Source organism: Latilactobacillus parasakei, from assembly GCF_049674265.1.
Taxonomy (GTDB): domain Bacteria; phylum Bacillota; class Bacilli; order Lactobacillales; family Lactobacillaceae; genus Latilactobacillus; species Latilactobacillus sakei.
Map to the genome: position 1 here is coordinate 2,199,143 of NZ_CP186861.1, position 25,592 is coordinate 2,224,734.

The window sequence follows — 25,592 nt, forward strand, 5'->3', positions numbered from 1 at the left end:
GCTAGCAAGAATGATTTTAGTTAGAGGAATTATTTTTGTTATCCCGTAAGAAGTCGTAGTGACCGACTTTTACTACATCATCTTGAAGAGCATGCACATAAAATTCAAGGAACGTTTTTACTTTGTGCCCTAGTTGTTGAGCAATCGCGGGATACTGCATTCCCGCCGATACCATCTGGGTAGCATATGTGTGTCGGAGTGAGTACATATTATAATGGTGAACGTTAGGAATAACCTTAATTAAGGATGAAAAATGTACGCTAATATCTTTAGGAGCCCACATCAAGTTTGATGTCGCATCTTTAGGGAACAAGAAAATTTGATGTTTTTCTAAGTCCAATGTTTGTTGATTCCCTAAAATGAAGTTAATTTGAGCAACGATTAACTCGAACACGTTCGCGTTAAAGTATACATTACGTGGCTTACCAGTTTTGGTTGTGGGCTTAATATATAATCCTTTGACCTGATTATAGCCCGCAGCAGAATCTATACGCAGAGAATTATTACGAAGATTTATACTTTCATTAATAGTCAACGAGGCTAGTTCTTCCGTTCGTAATCCAGTTTGAACCATCAATGCTACGGCTCGCGCAAAACTAGGTTCTTTAATTTTAATCGTATTGATAATTGTATTTATGTCAGTTGCTGTAAACGAATTTCTATCATCATCAGTATTTTTTGCTTTTTTCTGCATGTCCTTGCGGAGGTACTGATTGATGTTTGTAATTTGTTTAAAATTATTATTATTAATCAATTCTAACTCAACAGCATAATCAATCGCATGGTTGATTGCTCTTTTTAAATTATTCATTGACGATTTTGAAGGGTAGTATTTAGTTTTTCTGACTTTATGAGTTAGTTGAGTATTACCGTATTTTCGATAAAATGTTTTGGCAAATGCTAGAGTTAATTTATCCAATGGTGTATTCCAGATATATTTCATAAATTGCTGATTGGACAGGGTCGTATTATATCTGACGACACCGTCTGAAGCGTTCTCTAATTTTAGATAATGCAGGCGCCAAACGTTTTCAATAAATTCGCCAAAAGTTTGATTTGACTCATTGTAAATGTTGATTGAGTCAAGCCGTTGTTGCTCCTTTTTGACCCAAAGCGGAGCATCTAGTTGAGCTTCTTTGAAAGTATATTTATTTTTATTATAAGATTTTGATTTTTGTTTAGTAGTACCATCTTTTAGTAAAAAATAATGTTGGAAGACCCATCGAGTAGGATACTCGACATAGGGAATACCCGATTTCTTTGCCATTAATAATCACTCCTTATGCTAACTAAAGCATACTCGATAATTAAGTTCATAGCCATACCTAATTTTGTGGTATCTTAATATAAGTATGGGGGTGGGAAATTGCCTAAAAAAGTCAATGTAGCATTGGACAAGAATCCGTTAGAAGATGATTTGCAAACGATGATTAAAGCATTGCCTAGGGATAAAAAGATTGGCGTGATGCAGGAGCGTTTTTGGCGACTAGGCTTGGTTTATTATAAGATGATTAAGAACCACATTAATAAAAATGGTTTATCAAACGATTTTAAAAGAACATACGCGCTGTTGAGCGTTTCTGAATATCAGCTGAAAACCGATGCAAATGATAGGGCAACCGACTTGGCATTATCAGTCATGATTTTTTTTATGCAACGAAATCGGGTTCCTGCAGAGTTAATTCCATCGTTAGTCTATTGTAAGATGTTGGAAGATAAAATCAGTTTGAATGATAAAGTGTTCTTGTTACATTTTATTATGGAATCACCCATTAAACCAATCTTACAATTAATCGAATTCAAAAAGTTTCAAGTATTGGCGCCAAATACAAAGATGTCGGAAGCAATGAAAAATAAACGATTTAATGATAACGCAGGTAATAGAAAGACCAATAAAACTTTGTCTCACGCCATAAAAAAACAAATAACGGAAAAAGCTGACCAAGAAATGAGTAGTGGGAAAACACAGAAACAAGTTGCTCAAGAACTAGGATTGTCTGCAAAATACCTTAGAACCATTAACAAAGAAATACAATCGCCTGAACAAGATATAAGCTATTTTCAAATAGAAAAGGCATATTTAAGCGAGCATAAAAAATATGAATACGCTAAATGGGATTCGTTGAAGAACTTAAAATATAATGATTATTTTGAAAGTCCTAATTTATTTGATTCAGCGATTAAATTAATATTTCCAAATCAAATTAAGTCTGTAGGTTTTGAGACCATTCGAGAGCAGGTTTTATTTTATGATGAAGATAGATGTGCCTATGATTTATATCAAACGATGAGAAATTTGTATGAGCTATCAACAGGAAAAAAAGTGAATGATAAAGATATTAAGGAGTTTATGTGGAATTTTTTTGAGGTAGAGAAATGAAGAATATATTATTCGAATTAAATAATCAGGAATTTGCTGAATTACAACAATTAGACGAACTACGTTTAGATAAAGCCTTTGAAAAAGTTGGGCTTAAACGGAACGAACTCGAAACTCAAAGTATGATTAATCAACGCAAGCTGTATGATGCAGCTTTAAATAAAGCTGAACATCCATTTGAAAAATTGCATGCAATTACGTTTGCAAGTAAATCATCACAGGACAATAAGTTACATAACTCGGCAATTAGTACGGAAGATGAATTTATCCAACTAATCCACGACTATTATCAGAATATTGATTACTTGATTCAAACGGATGATGGTAGTCCAGTGAAGTTCCCGTTGATTCTTGCTGACCCACCTTATAACCAGAAAAAAGATGTGTGGGACGAAGCCTTTGATTTTGGTGAAATGATTAAAATTTTTAGTCAGCATTTAGATGTAAATGGCACATTGCTAGTCTATAATCGTGCGCAATCTTTGGAGGAAATTAAGGCCTACTTGGATGAGAATGATTTAGAACTTGTTCGAACTGTACATTGGCAAAAGCCAAATCCAGATAATCCAGATAAAAGCATGTATATTACGCAAAGAGCCAGAGAATATATATTGGTGATTAAACATAAGAATACGAATAATGAAGATTTGACATTCAATCTTTTAGGAACAGAGAATTTTAAAATTGGAACATATAATTACGCTGTTGACTCGATGACAAAATATGAGAAGAAAGTCTTGTTCCAGGATCTAAATTTGAAGAAACATCCAACCATGAAACCACTCCAACTTGAAATCGAATTAATAATGCGCCATTCTAACATTGGCGATTACGTATGGGTACCATTTGCGGGCAGTGGTGTGGATATTAAAGCCTGTATGACAACTTACCGCAAATGTGTCGCGTTTGAAATCGACCCGAATTATCTAAAATATATCCATATGTATAGGCTATCAGGAGATATTACGGGAATTATTGATTATGAGGATGATGCTGAATATGATATCCAAAAATTGAACGAGCCTGGGCGGATATATGATGCACGAGTAGCGTTTATAAAACGGAATAAAAAGAAGACAAAAGGTAAGCTAAATATCCAAAAAATACGAGATGAGCGGATTTCTAAGGTTAAAGCAATTGAGCAATTGAGAAATGAAATCGATGAATTAGACGAAATATTAGACCTTTCATCGCATCAAGATTCCTAGCTCAGGTGGCTCACAAAGCCTTATATAAATACTTTAAAATTGAAATAGTATAATTAAGTTATACCTGAGTTGAAGCTCACACAAGGGCTCACAGGGCTTAGTTGCATTTTTGAATCTCGCTGATAATTTTCTGATAACGAATTTTTGCGGTTATACCGGTGTAGATTGCAAAACGTGATAACATGGACTGACATAATAAAAAAATTTGAGGTATACTGTACTTAAGAATAATATACAATCCCAAAAGGACAGGGGTGAACCTAGGTCTGTATTGGGAACACTGTACGCAAATAGATGAATAACAGAATAAGATAAATGAATAAAGAAGAGACATGACATGATGATGAGGTGTTATGTCTTTTTAGTTGCAATAGATTGAAGAAGACTGGAAGAAAAACATGAATGATAAAACGTGATAACAGGGACTTGAATAGTTAAAAAATTTGAGCTACAATTGAACTACAAGAATTAAACACTTTAAGAGAACTTGTGCGACATGGGGAAACATAGGATTCATAAGTTAGAGATAAATAGATGATGAACATACACAATACATAGAATAATGTGAAGACAATAGAAGAGACGAAGCATACATTGATTGAACAGTGTGTGCTTTTTTAGTGTTTTGAAATGTAAAAGTTATGAAATAATACATAATTATCATGTAGATTCTTGTTATTAAAGATAGCAGGAGATGATAGAATATGGAACAAATAAAAGATAAAAGTAAAACGATAGCCTATGCAAGGACATCAACGAGAAAACAGGATTTAGGTCTAGATGTACAATTGAAAGCCTTTGAACAGTATCAACCTAATCAGATAATAAAGGAGCAGATATCGGGTAGAAAAGAGGAGCGTGAAGGTCTCAACCAAGTATTGAAGATGCTGAAACGAGGAGATTGCTTGCTAATTTATAAGTTGGACCGACTCAGTCGTTCAACAAAGCAATTAGTGAACCTGATGGCTGAATTGAACGATAATGGGATTCAATTGCTATCAATCAGCGACGGACTAGATACCTCAACGACTAATGGAAGGTTCCTTTTTACGATAATGAGCGGCCTAGCACAAATGGAAGCTGAGATGATTAGCAAACGGACAAAGGATGCATTGGCGATGACCGATAAGAAACTTGGCAGACCAAAGATTGATACGAAAATACAAAAAAGGGTATCTGAGCTTTATATGAATCCTAGCTTAAGTACAAAAGATATTGCAGACCGATGTAATATTAGTATTCGTACAGTTTATCGGATAGCTAAGTCTCGCAACTTAAGTAGGCGGTGAAAAGAGACTTCCCATAATAAAAATGTCATGTTATTATTAAGGTGTTAAACAAACTATGAACCACAGATGCCAATAACGAACGATATTGGCAGTAACATAATTTCTAAAATAAGAATTTACATAATCCCAGTGTTAAGCCATTTTTGAAGATGGTTTAGCACTTTTTTTATTCTAAATTATCGGTGTCTTTATCGTTCGATTTTGGCATCTGAAAATAAAAGGAGATAAGGGGTAAAACATATGACAAGACGCCAATATCAAGAATTCCAGAAAGCACAACAACAGGAAATCCATAGAGTGAAGATGTATAAGGCTAAAAAACAATGGGTGACAGCGGGAATTACAGCTTTTAGTTTGGCCATCGGAGTAGCAGCAATGAGCACAACAAGCGCTCATGCAGCAACGGCTTGGACAGCTCGTTCAACAACAGAAATTCAGGCTAGCTTGAAATCCGAGGGCACTGAACCATACTTGATTAACTATGGTGATACGCTGAGTACAATCGCCGATGCAGCGAACAAAAATGGCATTGAAACATCAGTGAATCGTTTGGCACAAATCAATAAGATAGCTAATATTGATTTGATTATTGCTGGGAATAAATTGTGGTTCAATGGTTCAGGAACTAATGGTACAGTAACGGTAGAAGATAAGAATGGCGTTAGCCATACTTATAACCTGAGCCCAAATAGACCAATTCAAACGGGCAACAACGGAAATGGGACGGCAATTGATACCACTAATGGGGGAGCACAATCACACGGGAATGGTGCAACAACTAACAACGGTAGTGGCAACTCAAATAGTAATAATTCAAGTAGTTCAAACAATGGTTCAAATGTAAATAATGGTTCAAATGTAAATAATGGTTCAGGGAACACAAACAACGGTAACAATTCTAATAACAATAATTCAAATAATGGTTCAAACGAAAATAACAACAGCTCGAATAATAATGGCAATTCAAACAACAATAATAACAATGGTAACGGGACAACAGACCCAACAATACCTACAACGCCAAATGAAAATGAAGTAGGCTATACAATCAAGTTTGTTGATTACACAAATGGTAATAAGATACTGAAGTCAATCGAACTTAAAGGCAAGATTGGCGAGACCGTTAAATACACATCGGACATCGAGATTACTATAGATGGGAAAAAATATGTATTAAGTGGCTCTGCGGAAATTAACAAGACGATTACCTTGAATAAGGATGCTAATAAGAATGTGATTACAGTTGGTTATCGACCAAATACATTACCAGAGTCTTCATCATACGTGGTTAACTATGTGGATGAATCAGGCAAGCCTATTGCCAAATCAAAAAAGGTTGATAACGTAAAAATGATGTCGGACATCGTTGAATATGCTCCAGTTATCGACGGTTATTCAGTGAAAAATTCAAATGTAATCAACGCAGTGATGAGTGAAGAGAACCAAGTCCTAACTTTTGTATATTCTAAGAATTCTGCACCAGTAGAAAAGACATCAGTCAACATTCATTCTGTTGATCAAGATGGGAAGTCTATTGCAGAAGACAAAAAGGTTGAGGGTAATGTGGGGGATATCTTCACAGCAAGTGCTGAAAACATTGATGGCTATACCCTAGATGGAGATGCAACTCAATCAATCAAGTTGAGCAAGACTGGAAACGACATCACATTCCATTACACAAAAAATACAGCACCAGTTGAAAAGACAAGCTACACGGTCAGCTATCAAACAGCAGACGGCACGAAGTTGCAAGCTGATAAAGTAGTCAACGACCAAGAAGTAGGCAAACAAGTAACTGAAACAGCTCACACAATCAAGGGTTACAAGTTAACGAGCCAAGCAACACAAACGATGACGTTAGCTAAATCAGGTAACCACATCACATTTACGTATGCTAAGGAAGAAGCCCCAGTTGCGAAGACAACTTACACTGTAAGCTATCAAGCAGAAGACGGCACAAAACTTAAAGCAGACAAGACGGTCACAGACCAAGCAGTCGGTGCCAGTGTATCAGAAACAGCACCATCAATTTCAGGTTACACATTAAAAGGAAACGCAACCCAAACGATGACATTAGCTAAGGACAACAACCACATCACATTCACATACACAAAGAATGCTGACCCAATTGTTAAAGCCGACATCATTGTTAAATCAGTAGACGAACAAGGCAACGTCCTAGCAACAGACACAATCGCCCAACAAGAAGTGGGCAAGAACTACACAGCAACTGCTAAAGCAATCAACGGTTACACATTGAAGGATTCAGCAACGAAGACTATCAAGGTAGCCAAGGATAACAACGTAATCACATTTACCTACGCCAAAGCAGAAGCACCAGTAGAAAAGACTTCTTACACTGTAACCTACCAATCAGAAGACGGCACAAAACTCCAAGCGGACAAAGTAGTCAACGACCAAACGGTAGGCGCATCAGTAACCGAAACAGCACCAACAATTGAAGGTTACACAATCAAAGGTAACGCAACACAAAGCCTAACATTAGCAAAAGACAACAACCACCTAACATTCACATATACAAAGAATGCTGAAGAATCAAACATTGATGCAACAGTTGTTGCAAGTTTGTTTAACAACTTAGTAAATCAAGAACGTGTAAGTAAAGGTTTAGCACCATTAAAAGAAAATAGTGCTTTAAATACCGTTGCAAGTATTCGTGCAAAACAAATCGAAAATGATTTTAACCATATTGATGATTATCAATTATTAATTGATAACGGGTATGCTAGTGGTGATGCAGGTGAAAATATTGCTCAAAACTTTGTGGCTATTGGTGATACAAATGAAAAAATGGCACAACGTATTTTTGATAATTTCAAAGCAAGCAATATGCATTACGGTACAATGATGGATGAAATGGGTGTTGATACTGGTGTAGCTCTAAATATCACAGATACAAATAAAGTTTATATCTCTCAATATGTTGGTGATGGTGCAGGTGAAACAGCACCAGTTGAAACAGCCACAGCAACAGCTAACTACGTAGACGAATCAGGCAAAGCAATTGCCAGCCAAGATACAAAGTCAGGCAACGTAGGTGACGCATTCAGCTTTACAGCTAAGACAATTGCAGGATACAAATTAGTAAGCCAAGCAACACAAAATGGTACATTTACAAAAGGTGGCAGTTCAGTAACATTCACTTATAAAGCGGATGCGCCTGTAACAGGTGACCACAGCACTCCAGTAAATGCTCCTGCAGGTACAGCAGGCTTGTTAGACGGAAACACAACTCCAGCGGGGAACACGCATAATCTATGGTTCTACATGGACAAGCAAACAGCCCCTGCAGGACAAACAAAATCTAACTTAATCTTTGCAACGATGCAAGACGCAACGAACTTTGCGGAAAACTATTTAGATAGCACCATGTTAGAACCAAACCAACTTTTCAACGGCTATGCCGTAAATCAGGTTTTTGGTGATGGTACAACAGCGGTAGGTTATACAATCTACTGGCGTTAAGATTAACAAGTAAATAATGTAGCAAAGCTACAAAATAGCATACTCCCTAACTGGAGCGGTGGTGGACGGAATAAGCAACAAAAAAGCCCTTTGACCATAAAGAATCATCGGGCTTGCCTGAATAACTTACTGGGTATCTTCTATCATTCTCTACTCCTTTCCCTTTAAAAGTAACCATCCAGTAAGATGATGGGTAAAGTTTTAAGAAGATAGTATAGGTTTAATACCATGAGATACCCAATACAAAAATTTAGACATAATACAAAATCCTTGCACTCCCACAGAAATGTGGTAAAAATAGGTTCATGAATCATAACGTGCATAGTAATATTAACATTATATATGTACAAAAGAAATAGCATACTCCCTATAACTGGAGCGGTGGTGGGCGGATTAAAGAACTAAGAATTAAGACAATAAAAAAGACAAGATAGTAACAATATCTTGTCAAATCAGGTTATTCCAAGTATCGATATAGTTAAAAATACTGGTATAGGTTTAAATATAGGGCTTGCTAATACGTGGAGTCCGTTATTCTTAAATATAAACCAACAATAGTGCTAACTTATTTGGTACTTTGATATATGCTAATGAATAACTCGGTGAGGTCTATAAGTAGCGAAGCTATTATCAGGCAGTAAATATTCAAGACTAAGAATACAATTTGGATGTGTTCTTAGAGATTAATTGTGGTTCGTTTGGCATCTATTTTTTCTTTTAATGGCGTGGGATATAATGATGCGTTTCCCAGAAAGAATAGCTACCAAGAATCCCAGAAAATATTGTTACAATTTCTGAAATAGTTGTAATATTTAAACTAATGTGTAGCAAAGATACAAAATAGCATACTCCCTAACTGGAGCGGTGGTGGACGGATTAAGTAACAAGAACCAGAGCAATAAAAAAGGCAGTGCATTAAGTCTTACACTGCCAAATCTATAGGTGTATTAACGTTCCACGGTTAATCTATATAAGTTATCTAGAATTATAAAATGCATAAACAATTCGTTGGTTTCCGACTATTATTGCTTAATTAAGCAATTGCATTTATACGTATATTGTAGATTAGGGCTACATTAAATATCATCTCCTTTATGACTCAGGAATACTATGGGGGTACCAGTCGTAGGATTTGAAGAATTTATAGAGCATCGTGTGTGGCTCCTATGTGTTTGACCCGTATCTTCAGTATATGTTTCACACGTTTGGGGTACATTATTACTTGTACGATTATCGTTATCATTGTTAATCGTATGTTGAAGCGTAACAAATTGTAGGTAAACTGCAAAGATTCCTGTAATTACAGTTATAGCTTTGAAATAAAAATCTGATTTGTGTTTCATAATGCTCTTAATAAGTTATAGAGCTTTGTTTTATATTCATTTTAACTCCATGTCCATAGTCAGTTTAGAGAAACTGTTAGATAACCTAAAAGGATTATACCGTAGAAAGTTGATGTACAAAATAGATGCGACAAAAATAAAACTTATTTGTAGAAGCAGTCAAAGCTGTTTACAGCGGATAGCGGAAACCTATGTAGACGAAAAAGGGCGCGCAATTGCGCCACAAGATACAAAGTCAGGCAACGTAGGTGACGCATTCTCATTCACTGCTAAGACAATCGCGGGCTACAAATTAGTAAGCCAAGCAACTCAAAACGGAGTATTTACAAAGGGCGGTAGCTCGGTAACGTTTACCTATAAGGCAGACGCACCTGTAACAGGCGACCACAGTACACCAGTAAATGCTCCTGCAGGTACAGCGGGCTTGCTAGACGGCAACACAACTCCAGCGGGGAACACGCATAACATCTGGTTCTACATGGACAAGCAAACAGCACCTGCAGGACAAACAAAATCTAACTTAATCTTCTCAAGTATGCAATCAGCAACAGATTTCGCTGAAAACTATTTAGATAGTACAATGCTTGAACCAAATCCAATCTTCAACGGCTATGCCGTAAATCAAGTCATGGGTGACGGATTAACACCAGTTTGTTACACAATTTACTGGCGTTAAAATAAGTAATAAATAGTTAATGTAGCAAGGCTACAAAAATAGCATACTCCCTATTATTCTGGAGCGGTGGCGGACGGATTAAGTAATCGAAGACTAATAAGAAGATGGCACTCCTAACAGGGGTGTCATTTTTATATTATGAGTTAACTATAGCGCTTATAAAAACAGGCACCGCAAGGTAACTAATAAAATAAATAAATGTGCAAGTAGTCGCTGAATGATTGTCTCGAAAATTGTGAAAGTAGAGTGATGAGTGAAAATTATATTAATAATGTAGGCTCCTATGATGGAATTACGGACAAAATGTTCGATATAATACATCATAAAGGAGCCTTTTATTATGGCAATTAAATATTCAAATGAATTTAAAGAGTCGATTGTTAGCTTAAGTCAGACTGGCCGTTCGGCCAACTCACTGGCTAAAGAATACAACGTCAGTGTTTCAACGGTTACTAAGTGGATTAAACAAGCTGATCCTAACAACACTAAAGTGCTATCATCAAATGAACGTGCTTTGATTAAAGAAAATAAACGGTTAAAAGAAGAACTTGATATTTTAAAACGAGCGGCGGTGCTCATGGCAAAAAGCTAATTATTAAGGGGCGTACCCTCGTGTTAGAAATCGTCAACGCTAATTTACGTGCTGGGCACCGCATTACTCGTATCTTATCAGTACTCAAAATCCCGCGCTCAACCTACTATGATTATCTACATTGGCAGCCAAGTAGAACTGAATGCCGACGGCATTTACTTAAGCAAAAAGTGTTAGCGGTTTGGTTAAGATATCCAATGTATGGCTATCCACGATTAACGATCTTACTAAATCAACAGTCTGATATTCACGTTAGTCAGCGTCTGGTCTATCAACAAATGTGTGAATTAGGGATTAGATCTAGAATGGTTAAACGAATCAATAAGCCAACCACTCAGACTGATTATGATCAGCGACCAAACTTGATTAAGCAGTTAACTGATCAATCTGGTGTTTTATTGACTGATATTACGTACATTCCCCTTAACCATACTTGGTGTTACCTAGCTAGTGTCTATAATCCAGTAACCCGACGGGTTATTGCTTACCAACTTAATACGCAGATGACTAAAGAACTAGCGACTAACGTTATTACCCAAGTCATGGCGCAAGCAGTTAAACCACAAATTATTCATAGTGATATGGGAAGCCAATACACAAGTGACTTATTTGAGAGCGTTTTATCGAAGTGTGGTATCAAGCATTCTTACTCCCGTAAGGGTCAACCCGGCGATAACGCGCGAATTGAAAGTTTTCATTCAATTTTGAAACGTGAATACGTTAATTTCCAAGATTTTAAGACAATTCATGAAGCAACCGCCGGAATTGATAACTATATTCGTTGGTATAACAGTGATCGTATTTCACTTGTAGCGTAGCTACAGACAATTGAATTTTTAATCAGCGCGCTCAAAACGTACGAATGTTGGGGGCTATTTAAAGCACCCTAAAGCGGTTTTAAAGGTTGATTTAGATTAAAATCTCTAACTCAGAAAATTAAATTAAGTAATTTAGATTGAAAGTCAAATTTGTTCGTACTTTTGTGTCCGGATTCTTGACATAGGAGCCGTATCAAGATGTAGGAGGTGTGAAATGTTTAATATTTTTAGACAAAGGAAGAGATGCAAAGGTAATGTATCGAAAGAAACGGAAAAGGCTCTAATGTTAGCGCATGGTTTTTTACCAGGTAGCTCACTCTTACCACCAACAGAGGAAATGATAATAGAACGACAAGTTAGACAAGCGGCATTAAATAAGAAACATAAGAGGAGTGAGTGATGCTTAATTTGCAGATTCTAATAATAAGCTATATGAAATGGGGGGTGTAGATATACTCTTCAAAAAAATAACCAGATATATAATCGCCAAGCTAGGAATTAGAATAAAGGGCTAGTTAAGGGTCACTGGTAGGTAAAGTAGTGGTAGCTATAAAGAGTAAAAAATAGATGACAGTTAACTGTCAGGAGGGGAGTATGACGGTTAGTATAAATGATTTTAAGTATAGACAGTTAATAACAACGCAAGAAATTGCACAGATAATTGGTAACACAGATGGTATAGCTAGGAAGGATTTGATTCTTGCGACTAGTTCAAAAATGGTAAAGCCATTAAAGACCATCGAGGCAACAAAAACGTTTAAGTGGCGAAAGATGGCGGGGGTAGCTACACGCCCAGTAAAGGTTTACTTCGCAGATAGAGCGACCTATAGTTGCGTAATAGCTAATCACTATAGAGCTCTAGCTACACATGCGTTAAGACAAAGCGGCTTTAAAATAGCTCAACCCCTAATGCTGAATAAGGGGGAGTGGGGAATTAACTTAGCTATACGGGGAGATACAGTAATGCCCTTAGAAACTGTGGTTGTTAATTCTAAAAATTACACAGAATTGAAGGGTGTAAAAGTGCGTAAGAGGTTTGTACCGTTGTATGTATTTACGGATATTTCATTTTTTGAGAAGGTACAAGCAGAAGGCTTACTTTTCGGGGAATCAATATGTGTAGTTGCTGGTAAACAAGACGTGAGTCTGCATGTAATGAATTACTTGGGAAAAACGGAACCATTATATGCTTTGGCTCAACTTGATGAATTTGAAAAAGTGCAGCACGATAAAAAAGTATTAGTCGATGAAATTTTAGAAAGCTACGATTTAAAGAAATTTACAACAAGAAAGAAGGTTAGAAAAATACAATTAGGAAGTGATTAATTTGAATAATATTACAAAAGTAAAAAATAAAACGATGTACTTTAATACACCACTATTTAATGGGGATATAGCGCTGAGGGACTACGTCCAAAAGTTAGCACAAAAAGAAGATAAAAGTGTATTGATTGTTACGGATGGGATGATTATCTATGAGAACATGCCTGATGATAACGTTCGAGTTTTATCTTTGAAAGAATTAAGTGAAATGGATTGGAATGAAGAAATGATTTTTGAATTACAAGACTATTTAGAAAAAGACGGTGTAATTCTTATACGAATTTACGATGATGTTATTGAAGTCAGTGTGGAAGATGCAATCAATTATTTGTATGCTAAAACTCGAGGGTTGTTCATAATTCAACTTTCAAATGATATCGATAACGACTTGAAGCATCATCATGAGGTTGATTTAGGTGAATTCTTGTGGAGTAACACAATTGAATAACCTATACATAGGGAAGGCTAATTAAAATTTAGCCTTTTTATTTTAATGTACAACTGCAGAATAAGTTCTATTACTGCAGTCATGAATTAGCAGCAGGTTTGAGACTGCAATAAATAGTATGCAAAAAGCGAGAGACTATTCTCGCTTTAATTTTGTGCTAGGTGGTCAATCAGATGGGGGGCTAATAGTGCAGTGAACGATGCAGATAAATAGCCAATTTAGATAGGGGAGTGGATGGTCATTCAGAGTGGTCAATTGAGAATAATGAAATTTGGAGGTATAAGAATGAGTAATATAGCTTATATGAGAGTTAGTAGTAGTGATTTGAGTATAGAAAATCAAAGACAGGTTCTGGAGAAATATAATATATATAAATATTTTATAGATGATGCAGTGAGTGGGAAAAGTTTAAATGGTAGAATAGGACTAGATGATTTACTTTCATATGTACGTGAGGGAGATTTTGTTTACGTAGTTGCACTTGATAGACTAGCAAGAAACCAGACAGACCAAGAAGTAATTTCAGCAGAGTTGAGTCTAAAAGGGGTTACTGTTGTACCCTTAGACCTATTTGATATGTTGGGACTAAATGAAGTTCCAACAGAGGGAGTATTGAAGATGGTTTGGGACGTTATTAACGTCGTAACACGCTATAAAGCAGAACAAGAAAGAAAAGATATGTTGCGACGCCAAAAAGAAGGTATTAAGAGGGCCAAACTAGCAGGAAAATATAAAGGGACCGTTCCAAAATATCGACAGAATAGCCCAATTAAGAAAAATAGGTACATATATAGTGAAGTAATAAGAAGATTGGAGAAAAGAGAACCTATAAAAGGGATTGCGGAATGTCTTGGGATAAGTAGAAATACGGTTAAGAGGATTAGGGATAGGTAGGAGAAAAAATGTATACACATGGAAAAATTATGCCAATAGGGATTTCAGAAAAAGAAGAACCTCTGTTTAAAAAAAGAGAAATAACTAAAAATGGTAAAAAAAGAATTATTTTGGATAAGGAAACCGCCACTAGTACAACTATAGAAGCAGTAGATTACATTTCAAATCGATTAAAACAAGTAAATAGACTTAATTTTGCTAATCGTAATACAATAATGGATAATTTTTTTCAAAAGTTATTAATGTTCTACAATTTAGAGAAGTTTTCGATTATCAGAATAGATATAGAGAACTTTTTTGATAATATTAATGCGAAAACAGTAAAGAGTGTGATTAAAGAGCAACCAGGATTATCAAGAGCTGAAAGAGAGTATATTACAACTTTTTTTAAGAGAAATGAAATACATACGGGGATATCGTTAATAAATGTTATATCTGAATTGTTGGGTGAGAGAGTCGATAGTGAAATTAAGCGCACGTTCAAGGATAAAGAAATTTTATACTATAACCGGTATGTAGACGACATTATTTTAGTGTGCAAAAATGATAATATCGATAAGAATTATATTATTAGTAAAATTAATGAAATTCTAAAAACAAATATAGGTGAGGGAGCAGTTGTTAATGATAAGTATGAACAAATAACTCAAGGCACAAAGGAAAATACGTTAGATTATTTGGGATATAGTTTTAAATGCATAGGTAGTGGTAATAAGAGTCATGTTGTAATAGGAATAAGTCCTAAAAAACTTGATGTAATAAAGAAAAAGCTGAAAAGAGTAATCCAATTGTTTTGTGAAGGACAGGACTCAGAAGATGCATTACTTATAAAACTTGATATTTTCTTTAAAAGATATGTTTTTTTTGCACCAAGTAAATCAAATCAGAATAAACCGGTGTGGCAATCGAGAGGATTTTTATCGCATTATAAGCTGATACAAAAATTCGTTGTTTCAGATGATACTAAGTATGTTATTTTGGATGAGTCGGTTGCTAGTTTATTAAATGGTGAAGACATACGAAATATATTTAGGGAATTTGGAATAGATATTCCAAATAAATTAAAACGAGCAATTAGTTTTAATAGATATAAGTTTTCATGTAAAAAAAATAAGGCATTTATTGCTAATAGAATGATAGGGCTCCCTTATGGTTCTATTTATGGAGTTGCTGATAAGTTAGGTCTGAATGTCAGTACATTTATGAGTTATGACGAAATATCAAAGAGTATATATATGAGTATATACGGAGAGGAAGAATAAATTGGTAACTAAATTTACTAGGCAACCGATGGACTACTTATTAACCGAAACATTACCCTTAGAGAAGGCAGGGTACTTCACATTTAGCGGGTTATATTCATTTTTAACAGATGCAGATAATAAAAGTTTAATTGCGCAATATGGTAGAGAATATCAAGAAGAAATTAATGTATTAAAAACTAATGAGAAGCTTGGAAATATTTGGGTTACGAGTCCAATGCAAGTGAAAACAAGGTTAAGAGATGGATTCCGAATTATTTCTATTATAAGCCCAGTATCTGCAATTGATGCTATGTTTTTTAATGCGGCCTTTGGTAACGAAATGTTATCTATTATTAAAGAAAACAGAGGATTTGGAGCGAGAATTCCTTATAAAACGTCGGCTTTAAGATATAAAAACTCTGAGAATCAGGTCGTTACGTACTCGGATAGCCAAGAAAAGCAGCAATTATTATTCTCTTTAGAATCTAGTGGAAGGTTCTATCAACATTTACCTGTAAAGTCTTTACCAGCGTTTACAGACTCGACATTTTATTTGAGATTACGTGATAGGTTTACAAAGATGCAATCAATTGATATAGAGAATTATTTCAATTCTATTTATACGCATTCTTTTTCATGGCTAATATCAAGAAACTATGTTGAAAGAATGAAATTTAAAAATATACCTTCGGTATATAATGAAATTGATTTATTTTTAGAAAGGATTAATGAAAAGAAAACAAATGGTATAGTAGTTGGTCCTGAATTTAGTAGGCTAATATCAGAGTTTTTACTTTCTCATATTGATGCCCTTGTAAGAGAGAAGTTACTAGCAGAATCTATTGGTAGAAGAGATTATGAAGTAGTGAGAATAATAGATGATATATATATTTTTTCAAATGAAGATACTGTAATTAGTAAAATTACTGAAATATATAAAGAGTGTCTTTCACAATTTCAGTTAAAAATTGGAACTAAAAAAGTTAAAATCTATGATAAGTATAAATCGCCGGTAGCGTGGCTATCAAAAACAAAAAAGATTAGTGATAGTATGGCCGAACTGTGTAAAGATGGAGGGCGTTGGGGGTATAAAGACTATAGGATGAAAGTTGATGAACTATTTGATTCTTCTGAAAGAAGTGATGTATTTCGGGAACTCTCATATTTATTAAGCACACTTGTGACACTGACAGAAAGGGAAGCAAAAGTAGAAATTCTTGAAAATACAGTATATATAGCTTTTCACTTATATTCCGAGTATCCATCTTTTGTACAGTGCAGAAAATTGATTAGAATATTAAATATTTTTGAAAAGATTGATTCTCAAAAGTTAAAGAAGGTTATAAGTTCTTTACTTGAACGCTTTCAAAATGATTTATTTAAAGAATACCCTACTGACTGGATTGAACTATTGCTGTTAACGGGAAATTTAGGAATTGAATTAGATGTTGAATTATACGAAGATATTAAGAAACGTATTGAAGATGAAGAAAACGCATATTTATATGCTGGATGGATAATATATGTAAATAAGATGGGTTATGTGGAAGAGAAAGAGATTTATAAAAAAAATGTAAAAAAGAATATAGCCAAGGTGTCTAATGAAGATAAAGATATATTTAAAAGTGATAGTGCCTGGTGGGTGATTCTGTTTGTAAATTGTAACTTTTTAGATGATAAAATAAAAAAAGCAATTACAAAAAAATTAACCGATTCTAAAAACTACTTTTCTAAAAAGAATGAGCCTAAACCTAACCACAAATCTAATGGCGAAGTAAAGATTAAAACTAGTGGTAAAGTAAAAGAATTAGTATTGAGGTATTTACTTGAAAAAGATAAAGAATCAGGCAAAGATAGAGGGTTTATTGAGTGGGGATTTTCGCAAGAGGATTACAATAAGAAATTTTATTATTACACTCGAGACCGAACAGTTTTTGGTAATGCTAACGAGCTAGTATCACAATTTAAATTATCTTACTAATAAAAATAAGGGACACTAGATTTAAAAATCTAATGTCCCTCTGGAGAAAGCATCAAGTAGATGATAACGCCATTTTAGAGCTGGTGATTGCGCACTTATAATAGCTAATTATAATAATTCACGCTAATACAGCTCGATGTTATGTAGCGTCATTATACAATTTATCTTATTGAGTATCAATAGCTATAGAGTTATCATCAGACCACCAAATAAATAAAGGGTGGTTTTTATTATGTCAGATACATCGCTAATGTTGGAAAAAGCAAACGAAATTATGCGTAAAAGTAAAAAAGGATACACGTTCAGCGAACTATGGACTTTACTGGAAGAGTCCGACAGTGGTCTAAAAAAGGTTATGTACAACGAAGAGAACAAGCCCCGCGTTGGTTTACTACAGGGACTCATCAATCGTATAAAGATGCATAAATTGCCTAACCTGTATTACAACGCTAGTGATAAGCGGATATACTATAGTACGTCTGATTTAGCCTTAATAAAGAAGTTAACAAAACAGTACAATACGGAAATGAACCGATTATTGAAGCCGATTTTGCGACTTAAATTGACTGAAGATGATGGTAATAACCTAACTGAAATTAAGCAAATCATTAACCAGTTGAATACAAGAATTTATGAATTACCGCTATTCGCTGAAACACAAACATCAATTGAGGTAATTGATGAGGCGGAACCAAAGGAAGATAAAAGTTAGTTGCAAATTATCTTAATATAGTAGAAAAGCGTGTATCTAAAATGACTAGATACACGCTTTTAACTTACGTATAAAGGCTTGGGATAGCTGATATAGTAAGGATGATGTTGTGTTTTGATGTCGAAGATGTCCACTTGATGGAAGTTGATGTTGATGGGGGTAGATGAAGATGAGAACAAGATTATGAGACTGGATGAACGAGAGAGAGAAGTGATGTCCAAGTTAGAAAAGATGTTAGATTTTGATGTCAATTGTACCAAAAAAGACATCAAAATCGTTTTGATGTCTTTTGATAATACTGTTATATCAACGTTTATAGACTGTTTATGGACCCGACCAGATTCGAACTGGCGACCTCCTACATGCGAAGCAGGCGCTCTCCCAACTGAGCTACGGGCCCAAACGCTTACAAAAAATATTTTAGCACTTTTAGCTAAAATAGCAAGCGTCTTTAACGACGAGGCGATGTCCGGAGGTTGTTGGGTTTGCTGCCTTTAATTGTCCGTTGCTTAAATGTCGTTTGTTGTTGATCAGGCATAAATTTGAAATGTTGCATTTTACCGGCATAAGGTTTTCCGCTGACACGGATTTTTAGCCAGTCTTGCATGGTGACAATCATGCCCTTTAATTTGGCAGCCTGTTCCGAGTTGCCTTGTTTTTGGACTTCCGCGGTGACATCGTTAGTGAGGTAAGCGAGTAATTTTTGGTGGTATGCGACTAATTCTTCTGTTAGTGGTGCTTGGTTGTATTGGTTGAATAGTTTTTGAACAAAACGCATGGCGTCTTTGGCGTTTTGAGGTTGGTAAAAACGATCTTGCTCGGGCATTTTAAAACCTTCTTTCAAATGGTAGTATATCTGATTTTAATGCTTGGAACAACTTTGGTATACTGTAATCTGAGATTAATTAGCGGAGGATTAAGCATGTTTAAGAAAAAGAGCGATTGGTTTTTGGTATTAGCACTTGTCATGATGGCAATTTTGTTTTATAGCTCATCAATGACGTATCATGAGCAAACATCCGTCCCACTTTTGGAACGCGTCTTGAAAAATGAACCACTAAAGCAGTGGTTGAGTCAATTTTCCTTCCATTATGCAGGCAGCGAACAAAGTGTTAAGGCAAGTGGTTATTTTAAGTTTGTCGAATTCTTCGTGCGTAAGGGTGCCCACTTCGGCACATATTTCTTATTAGCGTTATTTAGTTATTTAGGATTACGCCCCCGAATCGAAGGTGCTTTCTTAGCGGGGATCTTCAGTTGGTTGGCAGCGACTGGGTATGCGGCAACCGACGAATTTCACCAAATGTTAACGGGTGATCGGACACCGCTTTTTCAAGATGTCATGCTCGATAGTGTGGGCGCTTTATCGGGGATTGTCATTATGAGTGTTATTTTATACTTTACAGGTCGTAAAAAACGACGATAAACCTGACTACCATTGCTTTTGAGTTGATAATTTGCTATCATAGATAACGACTTAGTACCAGAATTCTATAATCGAAAAGAGGAGTTAGATATGTCAGGACATTCAAAATGGCATAATATTCAGGGTCGTAAAAATGCACAAGATGCAAAACGCGGCAAGATTTTCCAAAAACTATCCCGTGAGCTTTTCATGGCTGCGAGAAGTGGCGGTCCTGACCCAAGTTCTAACGCTGCATTACGTTTAATTATGGATAAGGCTCGTTCAGCAAATATGCCTAAGGACAACATTAAGCGTGCGCTTGATAAAGCCGAAGGTAGCGACGGTGCTAATTATGATGAAATTACTTATGAAGGTTATGCACCAGGTGGTGTGGCTGTTTTAGTACATGCTTTAACAGATAACAAAAACCGGACAAGTTCAGATGTTCGTGTTGCCTTCACACGTAACGGTGGGACAATGGGCGCTGCTGGTTCAGTGGCTTACATGTTTGATCGTCGCGGTTACATCGCAATTGCCCGTGAAGGCTTAGATGTTGATGAAGACCAAATGTTTGAAGACATTCTTGAAGCAGGTGCGGATGATTTACAAACCGAAGAAGATGTGTTTGAAATTTACACAGATCCTAAGGAATTGGCTAATGTCCGTGATATTCTTGAAAAGAAATACACATTGGCAAATGCTGAATTAACAATGATTCCACAAAACACAACACCAGTTGATCCTGAAAAAGTTGAACAATTCCAACGTTTAATCGATGCCTTAGAAGACAACGATGACGTTCAAGATGTTTATACAGCAGGCGAACTACCAGAAGAATAATATAATACTAAATAACCTTAAACCAATATTGTTGGTTTAAGGTTATTTTTTTGCAAAAAAATAGGGCCGTGCCTAGCGTAATCTTAAGTAACGACTTAAAAGAAAGGTGATGGCATGTCAACTGAAGAAACGCTAACAACATTATTAAAGCATTGTGCTAAACAACGTGTTCAAGATCTCTATTTTACACCGATAATCGATGGCTGGCGCTTGACGGAACGCCGTCAGAACGATTTGGTCACCAATCGAGAGTTGGATAAGTCGACCGGAACGCGTTATTTAAATCGGCTGAAATATATGGCTGGGATGGACATCAGTGAGACTCGGCGTGCGCAAACTGGTCGCTCGGCATTACAGCTAGCTGACCAGACCATTTATTTACGCCTAGCGACAGTCGGAGATTTTTTAAACCGCGAAAGTTTGGTGATTCGTTTTATCTACCCAATTGGCGCCATCCATCATTGTGATGATCAACAGATTTTGGCGCAATTAACGCAGATGAGTCAACAGGCAGGGCTGATTCTTTTCGCCGGACCGACCGGTTCTGGCAAAACGACCAGCCTTTATCAGCTCGCACAACAATCGATGAGTGCCAAGATGGTGGTCGCGATTGAAGATCCGATTGAAATTGTTGCGCCTGAGTTTTTGCAATTGCAAGTCAATGATAATGCAGGATTGAGCTATGCCGAGCTATTAAAAATTAGTTTGCGATTGCGTCCAGATACGCTGATTATCGGTGAGATTCGCGATTTAGAGACGGCCCAATATGCCGTTTCCGCGGCTTTAAGTGGCCACCTGGTATTGAGCACAATCCATGCTCGAAGTACACGGGGCGTGGTCGCGCGTTTATTGGATCTTGGTATTTCTAATCTGCAATTACGAGCCTGTCTAACGGGGATTGCCTATCAATCATTGGTGACAAAAGACGACATTGTGCAAGCCCATTATGAGTTATTAACTGGTTCAGATTATTTCTCGGCAAAAGAAGGTGGATGCGATGTATAAGTCACGACAACAAGCGCAATTTTATGCCGATTTCTTGCAGTTATTGGGGCGACTATTAGAGAACGGCTTTTCATTACAACAAGCTTTTGCTTTCTTACCGATTGTCTTTCCAAAACAACGACAGTGGTTAAATCAGGTGAATCAAGCCCTTGAAAAAGGTGACAGTCTGGCAGTCAGTTTAGCGCATGTTCATTTTCCGGCTGATTATGTTGGTCAAATCGAATTAACTGAATTACAAGGTAATCTTGGTCAGTGTTTGTGGCATTTAGGACAGATTCAAAGTATCCGCCAAAAACGCCACCGAGAAATACGGGGTGTGCTAGCTTATCCGTTATTTCTTTTAGTCTTTTTAGGAGGCTTAATCGGTTTATTGCGCCATTATTTATTACCGGAGATTGCCCAGATGACGCCCGAGTCAAACCAGACAGGCTCGCCGCTTAATCGAATTATATTGTGGGGCTTTTTATTAGTACTAGTCCTTTTGATAATGGGAAGCGGTCTTTTTATGGTTTACCGCCGGTTACCGGTTTTAGTTCGATTACAAAAAGCGTTCAAGTGGCCAATCATTGGGCGTGATATTCAGCAGTATTATCATTATTGTTTATTATTTGATTTGAGCACTTGTCTGCAAAACGGGCTCAAGTTAACAGAAATTTGTGCTTTACAGAAGCAACTGCAACAAAATACATGGCTGGTGACCTTGGTAGCACAATTGGAAGTCGTACTCGCTTCAGGGCAATCATTGGATGCTTATCTTAGTCGCTCTGCATTTTTTCCACAGTCATTACGATTGGTATTAGCTAAGCATAACCTCACGCAACAGACAACCGCTGAAATCACCATGCTAGCTAACCTGCAGTATACGGAACTACAGAAGCAATTACAGCGGAAAGTGAGCTGGTTACAACCTATTTTATTTATCTTAATTGGGCTCATTATTATTTGTACGTATCTCAGTATTTTATTACCGCTGTATCAAACAATGGAGGGAATTTCATGAAGAAAAAAAGAAATGCTTTTACACTAATCGAAATGGTAATTGTTCTAGCAATTGTGGCGTTATTAATTTTATTAATCTCACCAAATTTGGTGGCTCAAAAACAGCGCGCGGAGAAGAAAACCGATCAAGCTTTAGTGACGACTTTACAAACGCAAGTTGAATTGGCTGCCGATGAACAAGGTCATCAAATTAAGAGTCTAGATGAATTAACGGATAAGTATATTTCAAAAGACCAATTAAAGCACGCAAAGGAGAAGGGGATTACAATTGAAGGCGGCACGGTTAAGCAAAAATGAAGGTTTTACGTTGATTGAAATGTGCGTGGTCTTAGCGATTGTGAGCTTATTAAGTTGGTTGCCGATTTATCAGATTAAGCAATATCGTGCGCAACAGGCTGAGCAGTTGTTTCTACATCAATTTGAAACGAGTTGGGATGCAGCTCGTCAATATGTGGCAATTGAACCGCGTGCTGTCCGGGTGATGTGGGATGCACCAACACATGCAATCACATTTAAAGGTGCTGGTGAGTCGTTTAGAAATCATCAACTCGTATTACCAGAAACTTTAACAGTGAGTAATCCAGCCGAATGGCATTTAATTAATATTACTCATAATAAGGGTATCAAACCGCGCACCTTAAAGTTAAAATCAACGCTTAATAATCGTGAATATCAGTATAAAATCCAGATGATGTGGGGGGTATTACATGTTCAGAAGTAGACCGGCCTTTTTGCTTGTTGAAAATATCATTGCCTTAACCTTAGTACTAGGGGCTTGCTGGCTATTAACGGTAAGTCTACTACACTTTAAGCAACAACAAATGCTTAAACAACAGCAAGTTGCACAACAGGCGGTTCTGGCGATGGCCGCTGAGCAGTTGAGAGCACACCAGACAGTGAAAAAACGGTGGCAAATGGGTGACACGATTTATACAGTGGCGGCTAATCATCAGAGACTAAAAGTGACCACAAAGGCAGGTGAGTCGATTGCGATTAATTGGAAGACCGATTAAACACGCAGCATTCACGTTAATTGAAATGGTGATTTCAATGGCGATTCTAATCCTGACGAGTCAGTTACTGGTGGCAACGGTGGGTGTTTTACAAAAGGCAATTAAAGTGACCCAACAACAGCAAAATACAATCGATTGGCATATCAGCACCATTCAACTAGATGAATTTTTAGCAGATGCGTATTTTACAAATTACCAGTCTCAAGATGCGCCTAAAATTATTTTTCGAAAACCTGATACTAATCAGTCGGGGGAAGCTGCCGAGACCGTTTACTATTTAAAAAGGATGAAAAATGAAATGATCGTTGTCAGCCAATTAGATGGGTACATGCCATTATTAGGCAACCTCAAGCAACTCCAACTTGATTATCAGCGACCGTTTGTTCAAATCGATGCGACTTTTACGGATCAGAGGCGCTACCAACACGACGTTTTCTTGGAGGAACAAGATGAACAAGCTAAGAAAAAGAAGGTCGACACCAATTAAACATACGGCGGTTGCGTTACTTAACGCGATATTAATGCTGACGTTAATCAGTGTCGTATTAGTTGGCGTGACACATAGCTATCAACAGCAGCAACAGAGTTACCGGTATTTATTGAATTACTATCAGGCTAAAACGCTGTATGAATTGACCTTAGCCAGTCAGTCTAAGGCCGGGTTAAAGGGAATCAAAGCGACGACAGGTGAGAGCCAAATTCTAATGAAACAGCATCAAATCAAGGTTATTCTTAAGAATGGCTATCAGAAACAGTTTGAAATAAAAAATATAACAGGCAAAAAATAAAAATTCCATTTGATAAAGCGCTTACTATGGCTTATAATTTGTAATGTAACCATCTGTATTACTTGCGTTGATGTTGGATTACCGCTAGAATATAACAGAATCCAATGAATAGAGGTGGCTATTTTGCCTAAGAGTGCTGTAGAAACGTTGTTTGACTTAATTGATCAAACAACAACGTTGATTGAACAGAATTTAGAAACAACCTATTTAGATGCATTGACTGAATCAATTGCCAATATTGCTGATGGTGGTCGTGTGAAGGTTGAAGATAATTTACCAGATGCGCAAACGGTCGCACAACTTGAACCAATTTACGCAACAGTTAAACTGAACCAGTTTGATGCGGAGACTATTCGTCAAGCCTTACAACTGGCAACCTTAAAAGGACTTCGACAAGTTAAAGTGGAGCCTAATAAACAAATGACACCAGACGCAATCGGTTATTTAGTCGCCTATTTGGCGGAAGTATTTGGTGGCGCTGATCAAATTAAGACAGTGTTAGACCCAGTGATTGGTACAGGCAATTTATTAGCAACTGTTATGAATCATATTCAAAATCTAACGGGTAACAATCTCCAAGGTTTTGGGGTTGATAATGATGATAGTTTGCTAGAATTAGCCGGTATCAGTAGCGAGTTACAAGGGTTAGACACCACTTTATTCCATCAAGATGCGATTGAACCGTTAATGATTAAGCCAGTTGATATCGCGGTTGCTGATTTACCAATTGGCTTTTATCCAATTGATGAACGGGCAGCGGATTTTGAAACACATGCTGCCAGCGGTCATTCGTATGCGCATCATTTACTCATTGAACAAACGATGCACTATGTCAAAGACGGCGGTTTTGGTTTCTTCCTTGTGCCCAACGTTATTTTGGAAACAGATGAAGCTAAACAACTGGTAAAATGGATTACTAAACATGTCTACCTGCAAGGTTTATTGAGCTTACCAGTTAACTTGTTTAAGACTAAAGAGGGTCAAAAAGCCATCTTAGTTTTACAAAAACAAGGTGCTGGTGCCCAACAAGCTAAGCAAATTCTATTAGGTGAATTTCCAAATTCAAACGATCAAAAAGCGTTCGCTGCGTATTTACAACAGATTCGGACTTGGCATAAAGAAAATATTAATTAATCGAATAGAAAAGGTGA

General features: G+C 36.5%; 25 protein-coding genes and 1 tRNA gene. 23 read left to right on the plus strand and 3 right to left on the minus strand.

Annotation, left to right across the window (positions count from 1 at the left end; translation table 11 throughout):
* Window positions 1-16: 16 nt before the first annotated feature.
* Complete coding sequence (locus tag ACPBEH_RS10920) at window positions 17-1,267, minus strand: tyrosine-type recombinase/integrase (protein WP_424349187.1); 1,251 nt, start codon at window positions 1,265-1,267, stop codon at window positions 17-19.
* A 99-nt stretch (window positions 1,268-1,366) separates the two neighbouring features.
* On the opposite strand from ACPBEH_RS10920, the gene ACPBEH_RS10925 reads away from it, so the two are divergent.
* From ACPBEH_RS10925 to ACPBEH_RS10985, 13 genes are all read left to right on the plus strand, one after another.
* The gene (locus ACPBEH_RS10925) at window positions 1,367-2,380 is read left to right on the plus strand and encodes a hypothetical protein (protein WP_424349188.1); all 1,014 of its coding nucleotides are present in this window, start codon (window positions 1,367-1,369) and stop codon (window positions 2,378-2,380) included.
* The gene (locus tag ACPBEH_RS10930) at window positions 2,377-3,588 is read left to right on the plus strand and encodes a DNA methyltransferase (RefSeq protein ID WP_424349189.1); all 1,212 of its coding nucleotides are present in this window, start codon (window positions 2,377-2,379) and stop codon (window positions 3,586-3,588) included. The genes ACPBEH_RS10925 and ACPBEH_RS10930 overlap by 4 nt, the downstream gene beginning before the upstream one ends.
* Before the next feature lie 704 nt (window positions 3,589-4,292).
* The gene (locus ACPBEH_RS10935; protein WP_424349190.1) at window positions 4,293-4,877 is read left to right on the plus strand and encodes a recombinase family protein; all 585 of its coding nucleotides are present in this window, start codon (window positions 4,293-4,295) and stop codon (window positions 4,875-4,877) included.
* Window positions 4,878-5,117: 240 nt separating this feature from the next.
* A complete protein-coding gene (locus ACPBEH_RS10940) occupies window positions 5,118-8,363 on the plus strand; it encodes a MucBP domain-containing protein (protein WP_424349191.1) in 3,246 nt (1,081 codons plus the stop codon).
* Between the two features lie 1,455 nt (window positions 8,364-9,818).
* On the plus strand, window positions 9,819-10,382 hold the full coding sequence (locus ACPBEH_RS10945) for a MucBP domain-containing protein (protein ID WP_424349192.1): 564 nt from the start codon (window positions 9,819-9,821) through the stop codon (window positions 10,380-10,382).
* A gap of 340 nt (window positions 10,383-10,722) precedes the next feature.
* Window positions 10,723-11,792, plus strand: a protein-coding gene (locus tag ACPBEH_RS10950; RefSeq protein ID WP_424349193.1) for an IS3 family transposase whose coding sequence is annotated in 2 segments (ribosomal slippage) — window positions 10,723-10,939 and window positions 10,939-11,792 — 1,071 coding nt in all. Because the reading frame shifts where the segments join, the coding sequence is not laid out codon by codon here.
* Window positions 11,793-12,006: 214 nt separating this feature from the next.
* Complete coding sequence (locus ACPBEH_RS10955; protein ID WP_424349194.1) at window positions 12,007-12,192, plus strand: hypothetical protein; 186 nt, start codon at window positions 12,007-12,009, stop codon at window positions 12,190-12,192.
* Window positions 12,193-12,386: 194 nt separating this feature from the next.
* Window positions 12,387-13,118 carry a hypothetical protein gene (locus ACPBEH_RS10960; RefSeq protein WP_424349195.1) on the plus strand — a complete coding sequence of 244 codons (732 nt, stop codon included), beginning with the start codon at window positions 12,387-12,389 and terminating at the stop codon, window positions 13,116-13,118.
* Window position 13,119: 1 nt separating this feature from the next.
* The gene (locus ACPBEH_RS10965) at window positions 13,120-13,563 is read left to right on the plus strand and encodes a hypothetical protein (RefSeq protein ID WP_424349196.1); all 444 of its coding nucleotides are present in this window, start codon (window positions 13,120-13,122) and stop codon (window positions 13,561-13,563) included.
* 285 nt (window positions 13,564-13,848) lie between these two features.
* Window positions 13,849-14,457: a recombinase family protein gene (locus ACPBEH_RS10970; RefSeq protein ID WP_424349197.1), complete on the plus strand. Its 609-nt coding sequence runs from the start codon at window positions 13,849-13,851 to the stop codon at window positions 14,455-14,457.
* 8 nt (window positions 14,458-14,465) lie between these two features.
* On the plus strand, window positions 14,466-15,719 hold the full coding sequence (locus tag ACPBEH_RS10975; protein ID WP_424349198.1) for a hypothetical protein: 1,254 nt from the start codon (window positions 14,466-14,468) through the stop codon (window positions 15,717-15,719).
* A gap of 1 nt (window position 15,720) precedes the next feature.
* Window positions 15,721-17,682 (plus strand): RNA-directed DNA polymerase, encoded by a 1,962-nt coding sequence (locus tag ACPBEH_RS10980; RefSeq protein WP_424349199.1) that lies wholly within the window; start codon window positions 15,721-15,723, stop codon window positions 17,680-17,682.
* A gap of 232 nt (window positions 17,683-17,914) precedes the next feature.
* On the plus strand, window positions 17,915-18,394 hold the full coding sequence (locus ACPBEH_RS10985) for a hypothetical protein (protein ID WP_424349200.1): 480 nt from the start codon (window positions 17,915-17,917) through the stop codon (window positions 18,392-18,394).
* 327 nt (window positions 18,395-18,721) lie between these two features.
* On the opposite strand, the gene ACPBEH_RS10990 is transcribed toward ACPBEH_RS10985, so the two are convergent.
* Both ACPBEH_RS10990 and ACPBEH_RS10995 read right to left on the minus strand, forming a co-directional pair.
* Window positions 18,722-18,794: transfer RNA gene (locus tag ACPBEH_RS10990), tRNA-Ala, on the minus strand.
* 51 nt (window positions 18,795-18,845) lie between these two features.
* Window positions 18,846-19,220 carry a hypothetical protein gene (locus tag ACPBEH_RS10995; RefSeq protein WP_424349201.1) on the minus strand — a complete coding sequence of 125 codons (375 nt, stop codon included), beginning with the start codon at window positions 19,218-19,220 and terminating at the stop codon, window positions 18,846-18,848.
* Between the two features lie 96 nt (window positions 19,221-19,316).
* Here ACPBEH_RS10995 and ACPBEH_RS11000 point away from each other — a divergent pair, with 96 nt between their 5' ends.
* The 10 genes from ACPBEH_RS11000 (at window position 19,317) to ACPBEH_RS11045 (ending at window position 25,575) form a co-directional block, all read left to right on the plus strand.
* Window positions 19,317-19,817, plus strand: a complete 501-nt coding sequence (locus ACPBEH_RS11000; RefSeq protein ID WP_076632058.1) for a VanZ family protein — start codon at window positions 19,317-19,319, stop codon at window positions 19,815-19,817.
* Window positions 19,818-19,907: 90 nt separating this feature from the next.
* Entirely contained in the window at window positions 19,908-20,636 is a 729-nt protein-coding gene (locus tag ACPBEH_RS11005) for a YebC/PmpR family DNA-binding transcriptional regulator (protein WP_424349202.1), read from the plus strand.
* A 114-nt stretch (window positions 20,637-20,750) separates the two neighbouring features.
* On the plus strand, window positions 20,751-21,641 hold the full coding sequence (gene comGA, locus ACPBEH_RS11010) for a competence type IV pilus ATPase ComGA (protein WP_424349203.1): 891 nt from the start codon (window positions 20,751-20,753) through the stop codon (window positions 21,639-21,641).
* Window positions 21,634-22,641: a type II secretion system F family protein gene (locus tag ACPBEH_RS11015; protein WP_424349204.1), complete on the plus strand. Its 1,008-nt coding sequence runs from the start codon at window positions 21,634-21,636 to the stop codon at window positions 22,639-22,641. Before comGA ends, ACPBEH_RS11015 begins: the two co-directional genes overlap by 8 nt.
* Window positions 22,638-22,937 (plus strand): prepilin-type N-terminal cleavage/methylation domain-containing protein, encoded by a 300-nt coding sequence (locus tag ACPBEH_RS11020; RefSeq protein ID WP_424349205.1) that lies wholly within the window; start codon window positions 22,638-22,640, stop codon window positions 22,935-22,937. The genes ACPBEH_RS11015 and ACPBEH_RS11020 overlap by 4 nt, the downstream gene beginning before the upstream one ends.
* Window positions 22,909-23,361 (plus strand): competence type IV pilus minor pilin ComGD, encoded by a 453-nt coding sequence (comGD, locus tag ACPBEH_RS11025; protein WP_424349206.1) that lies wholly within the window; start codon window positions 22,909-22,911, stop codon window positions 23,359-23,361. Before ACPBEH_RS11020 ends, comGD begins: the two co-directional genes overlap by 29 nt.
* Window positions 23,348-23,653 carry a hypothetical protein gene (locus tag ACPBEH_RS11030; protein ID WP_424349207.1) on the plus strand — a complete coding sequence of 102 codons (306 nt, stop codon included), beginning with the start codon at window positions 23,348-23,350 and terminating at the stop codon, window positions 23,651-23,653. Before comGD ends, ACPBEH_RS11030 begins: the two co-directional genes overlap by 14 nt.
* Window positions 23,628-24,140 carry a competence type IV pilus minor pilin ComGF gene (locus ACPBEH_RS11035; protein WP_424349208.1) on the plus strand — a complete coding sequence of 171 codons (513 nt, stop codon included), beginning with the start codon at window positions 23,628-23,630 and terminating at the stop codon, window positions 24,138-24,140. Before ACPBEH_RS11030 ends, ACPBEH_RS11035 begins: the two co-directional genes overlap by 26 nt.
* Window positions 24,103-24,441 carry a hypothetical protein gene (locus ACPBEH_RS11040; RefSeq protein ID WP_424349209.1) on the plus strand — a complete coding sequence of 113 codons (339 nt, stop codon included), beginning with the start codon at window positions 24,103-24,105 and terminating at the stop codon, window positions 24,439-24,441. The genes ACPBEH_RS11035 and ACPBEH_RS11040 overlap by 38 nt, the downstream gene beginning before the upstream one ends.
* Before the next feature lie 114 nt (window positions 24,442-24,555).
* Window positions 24,556-25,575 (plus strand): class I SAM-dependent methyltransferase, encoded by a 1,020-nt coding sequence (locus ACPBEH_RS11045; RefSeq protein ID WP_424349210.1) that lies wholly within the window; start codon window positions 24,556-24,558, stop codon window positions 25,573-25,575.
* Window positions 25,576-25,592: the final 17 nt, after the last annotated feature.

Coding starts and splice junctions, on each gene's coding strand:
- ACPBEH_RS10920 (WP_424349187.1), bottom strand. CDS start 1,267: ATGGCAAAGAAATCGGGTATTCCCTATGTCGAGTATCCTACTCGATGG.
- ACPBEH_RS10930 (WP_424349189.1), top strand. CDS start 2,377: ATGAAGAATATATTATTCGAATTAAATAATCAGGAATTTGCTGAATTA.
- ACPBEH_RS10935 (WP_424349190.1), top strand. CDS start 4,293: ATGGAACAAATAAAAGATAAAAGTAAAACGATAGCCTATGCAAGGACA.
- ACPBEH_RS10940 (WP_424349191.1), top strand. CDS start 5,118: ATGACAAGACGCCAATATCAAGAATTCCAGAAAGCACAACAACAGGAA.
- ACPBEH_RS10945 (WP_424349192.1), top strand. CDS start 9,819: ATGTACAAAATAGATGCGACAAAAATAAAACTTATTTGTAGAAGCAGT.
- ACPBEH_RS10955 (WP_424349194.1), top strand. CDS start 12,007: ATGTTTAATATTTTTAGACAAAGGAAGAGATGCAAAGGTAATGTATCG.
- ACPBEH_RS10960 (WP_424349195.1), top strand. CDS start 12,387: ATGACGGTTAGTATAAATGATTTTAAGTATAGACAGTTAATAACAACG.
- ACPBEH_RS10970 (WP_424349197.1), top strand. CDS start 13,849: ATGAGTAATATAGCTTATATGAGAGTTAGTAGTAGTGATTTGAGTATA.
- ACPBEH_RS10975 (WP_424349198.1), top strand. CDS start 14,466: ATGTATACACATGGAAAAATTATGCCAATAGGGATTTCAGAAAAAGAA.
- ACPBEH_RS10985 (WP_424349200.1), top strand. CDS start 17,915: ATGTCAGATACATCGCTAATGTTGGAAAAAGCAAACGAAATTATGCGT.
- ACPBEH_RS10995 (WP_424349201.1), bottom strand. CDS start 19,220: ATGCCCGAGCAAGATCGTTTTTACCAACCTCAAAACGCCAAAGACGCC.
- ACPBEH_RS11000 (WP_076632058.1), top strand. CDS start 19,317: ATGTTTAAGAAAAAGAGCGATTGGTTTTTGGTATTAGCACTTGTCATG.
- ACPBEH_RS11005 (WP_424349202.1), top strand. CDS start 19,908: ATGTCAGGACATTCAAAATGGCATAATATTCAGGGTCGTAAAAATGCA.
- comGA (WP_424349203.1), top strand. CDS start 20,751: ATGTCAACTGAAGAAACGCTAACAACATTATTAAAGCATTGTGCTAAA.
- ACPBEH_RS11015 (WP_424349204.1), top strand. CDS start 21,634: ATGTATAAGTCACGACAACAAGCGCAATTTTATGCCGATTTCTTGCAG.
- ACPBEH_RS11020 (WP_424349205.1), top strand. CDS start 22,638: ATGAAGAAAAAAAGAAATGCTTTTACACTAATCGAAATGGTAATTGTT.
- ACPBEH_RS11030 (WP_424349207.1), top strand. CDS start 23,348: ATGTTCAGAAGTAGACCGGCCTTTTTGCTTGTTGAAAATATCATTGCC.
- ACPBEH_RS11040 (WP_424349209.1), top strand. CDS start 24,103: ATGAACAAGCTAAGAAAAAGAAGGTCGACACCAATTAAACATACGGCG.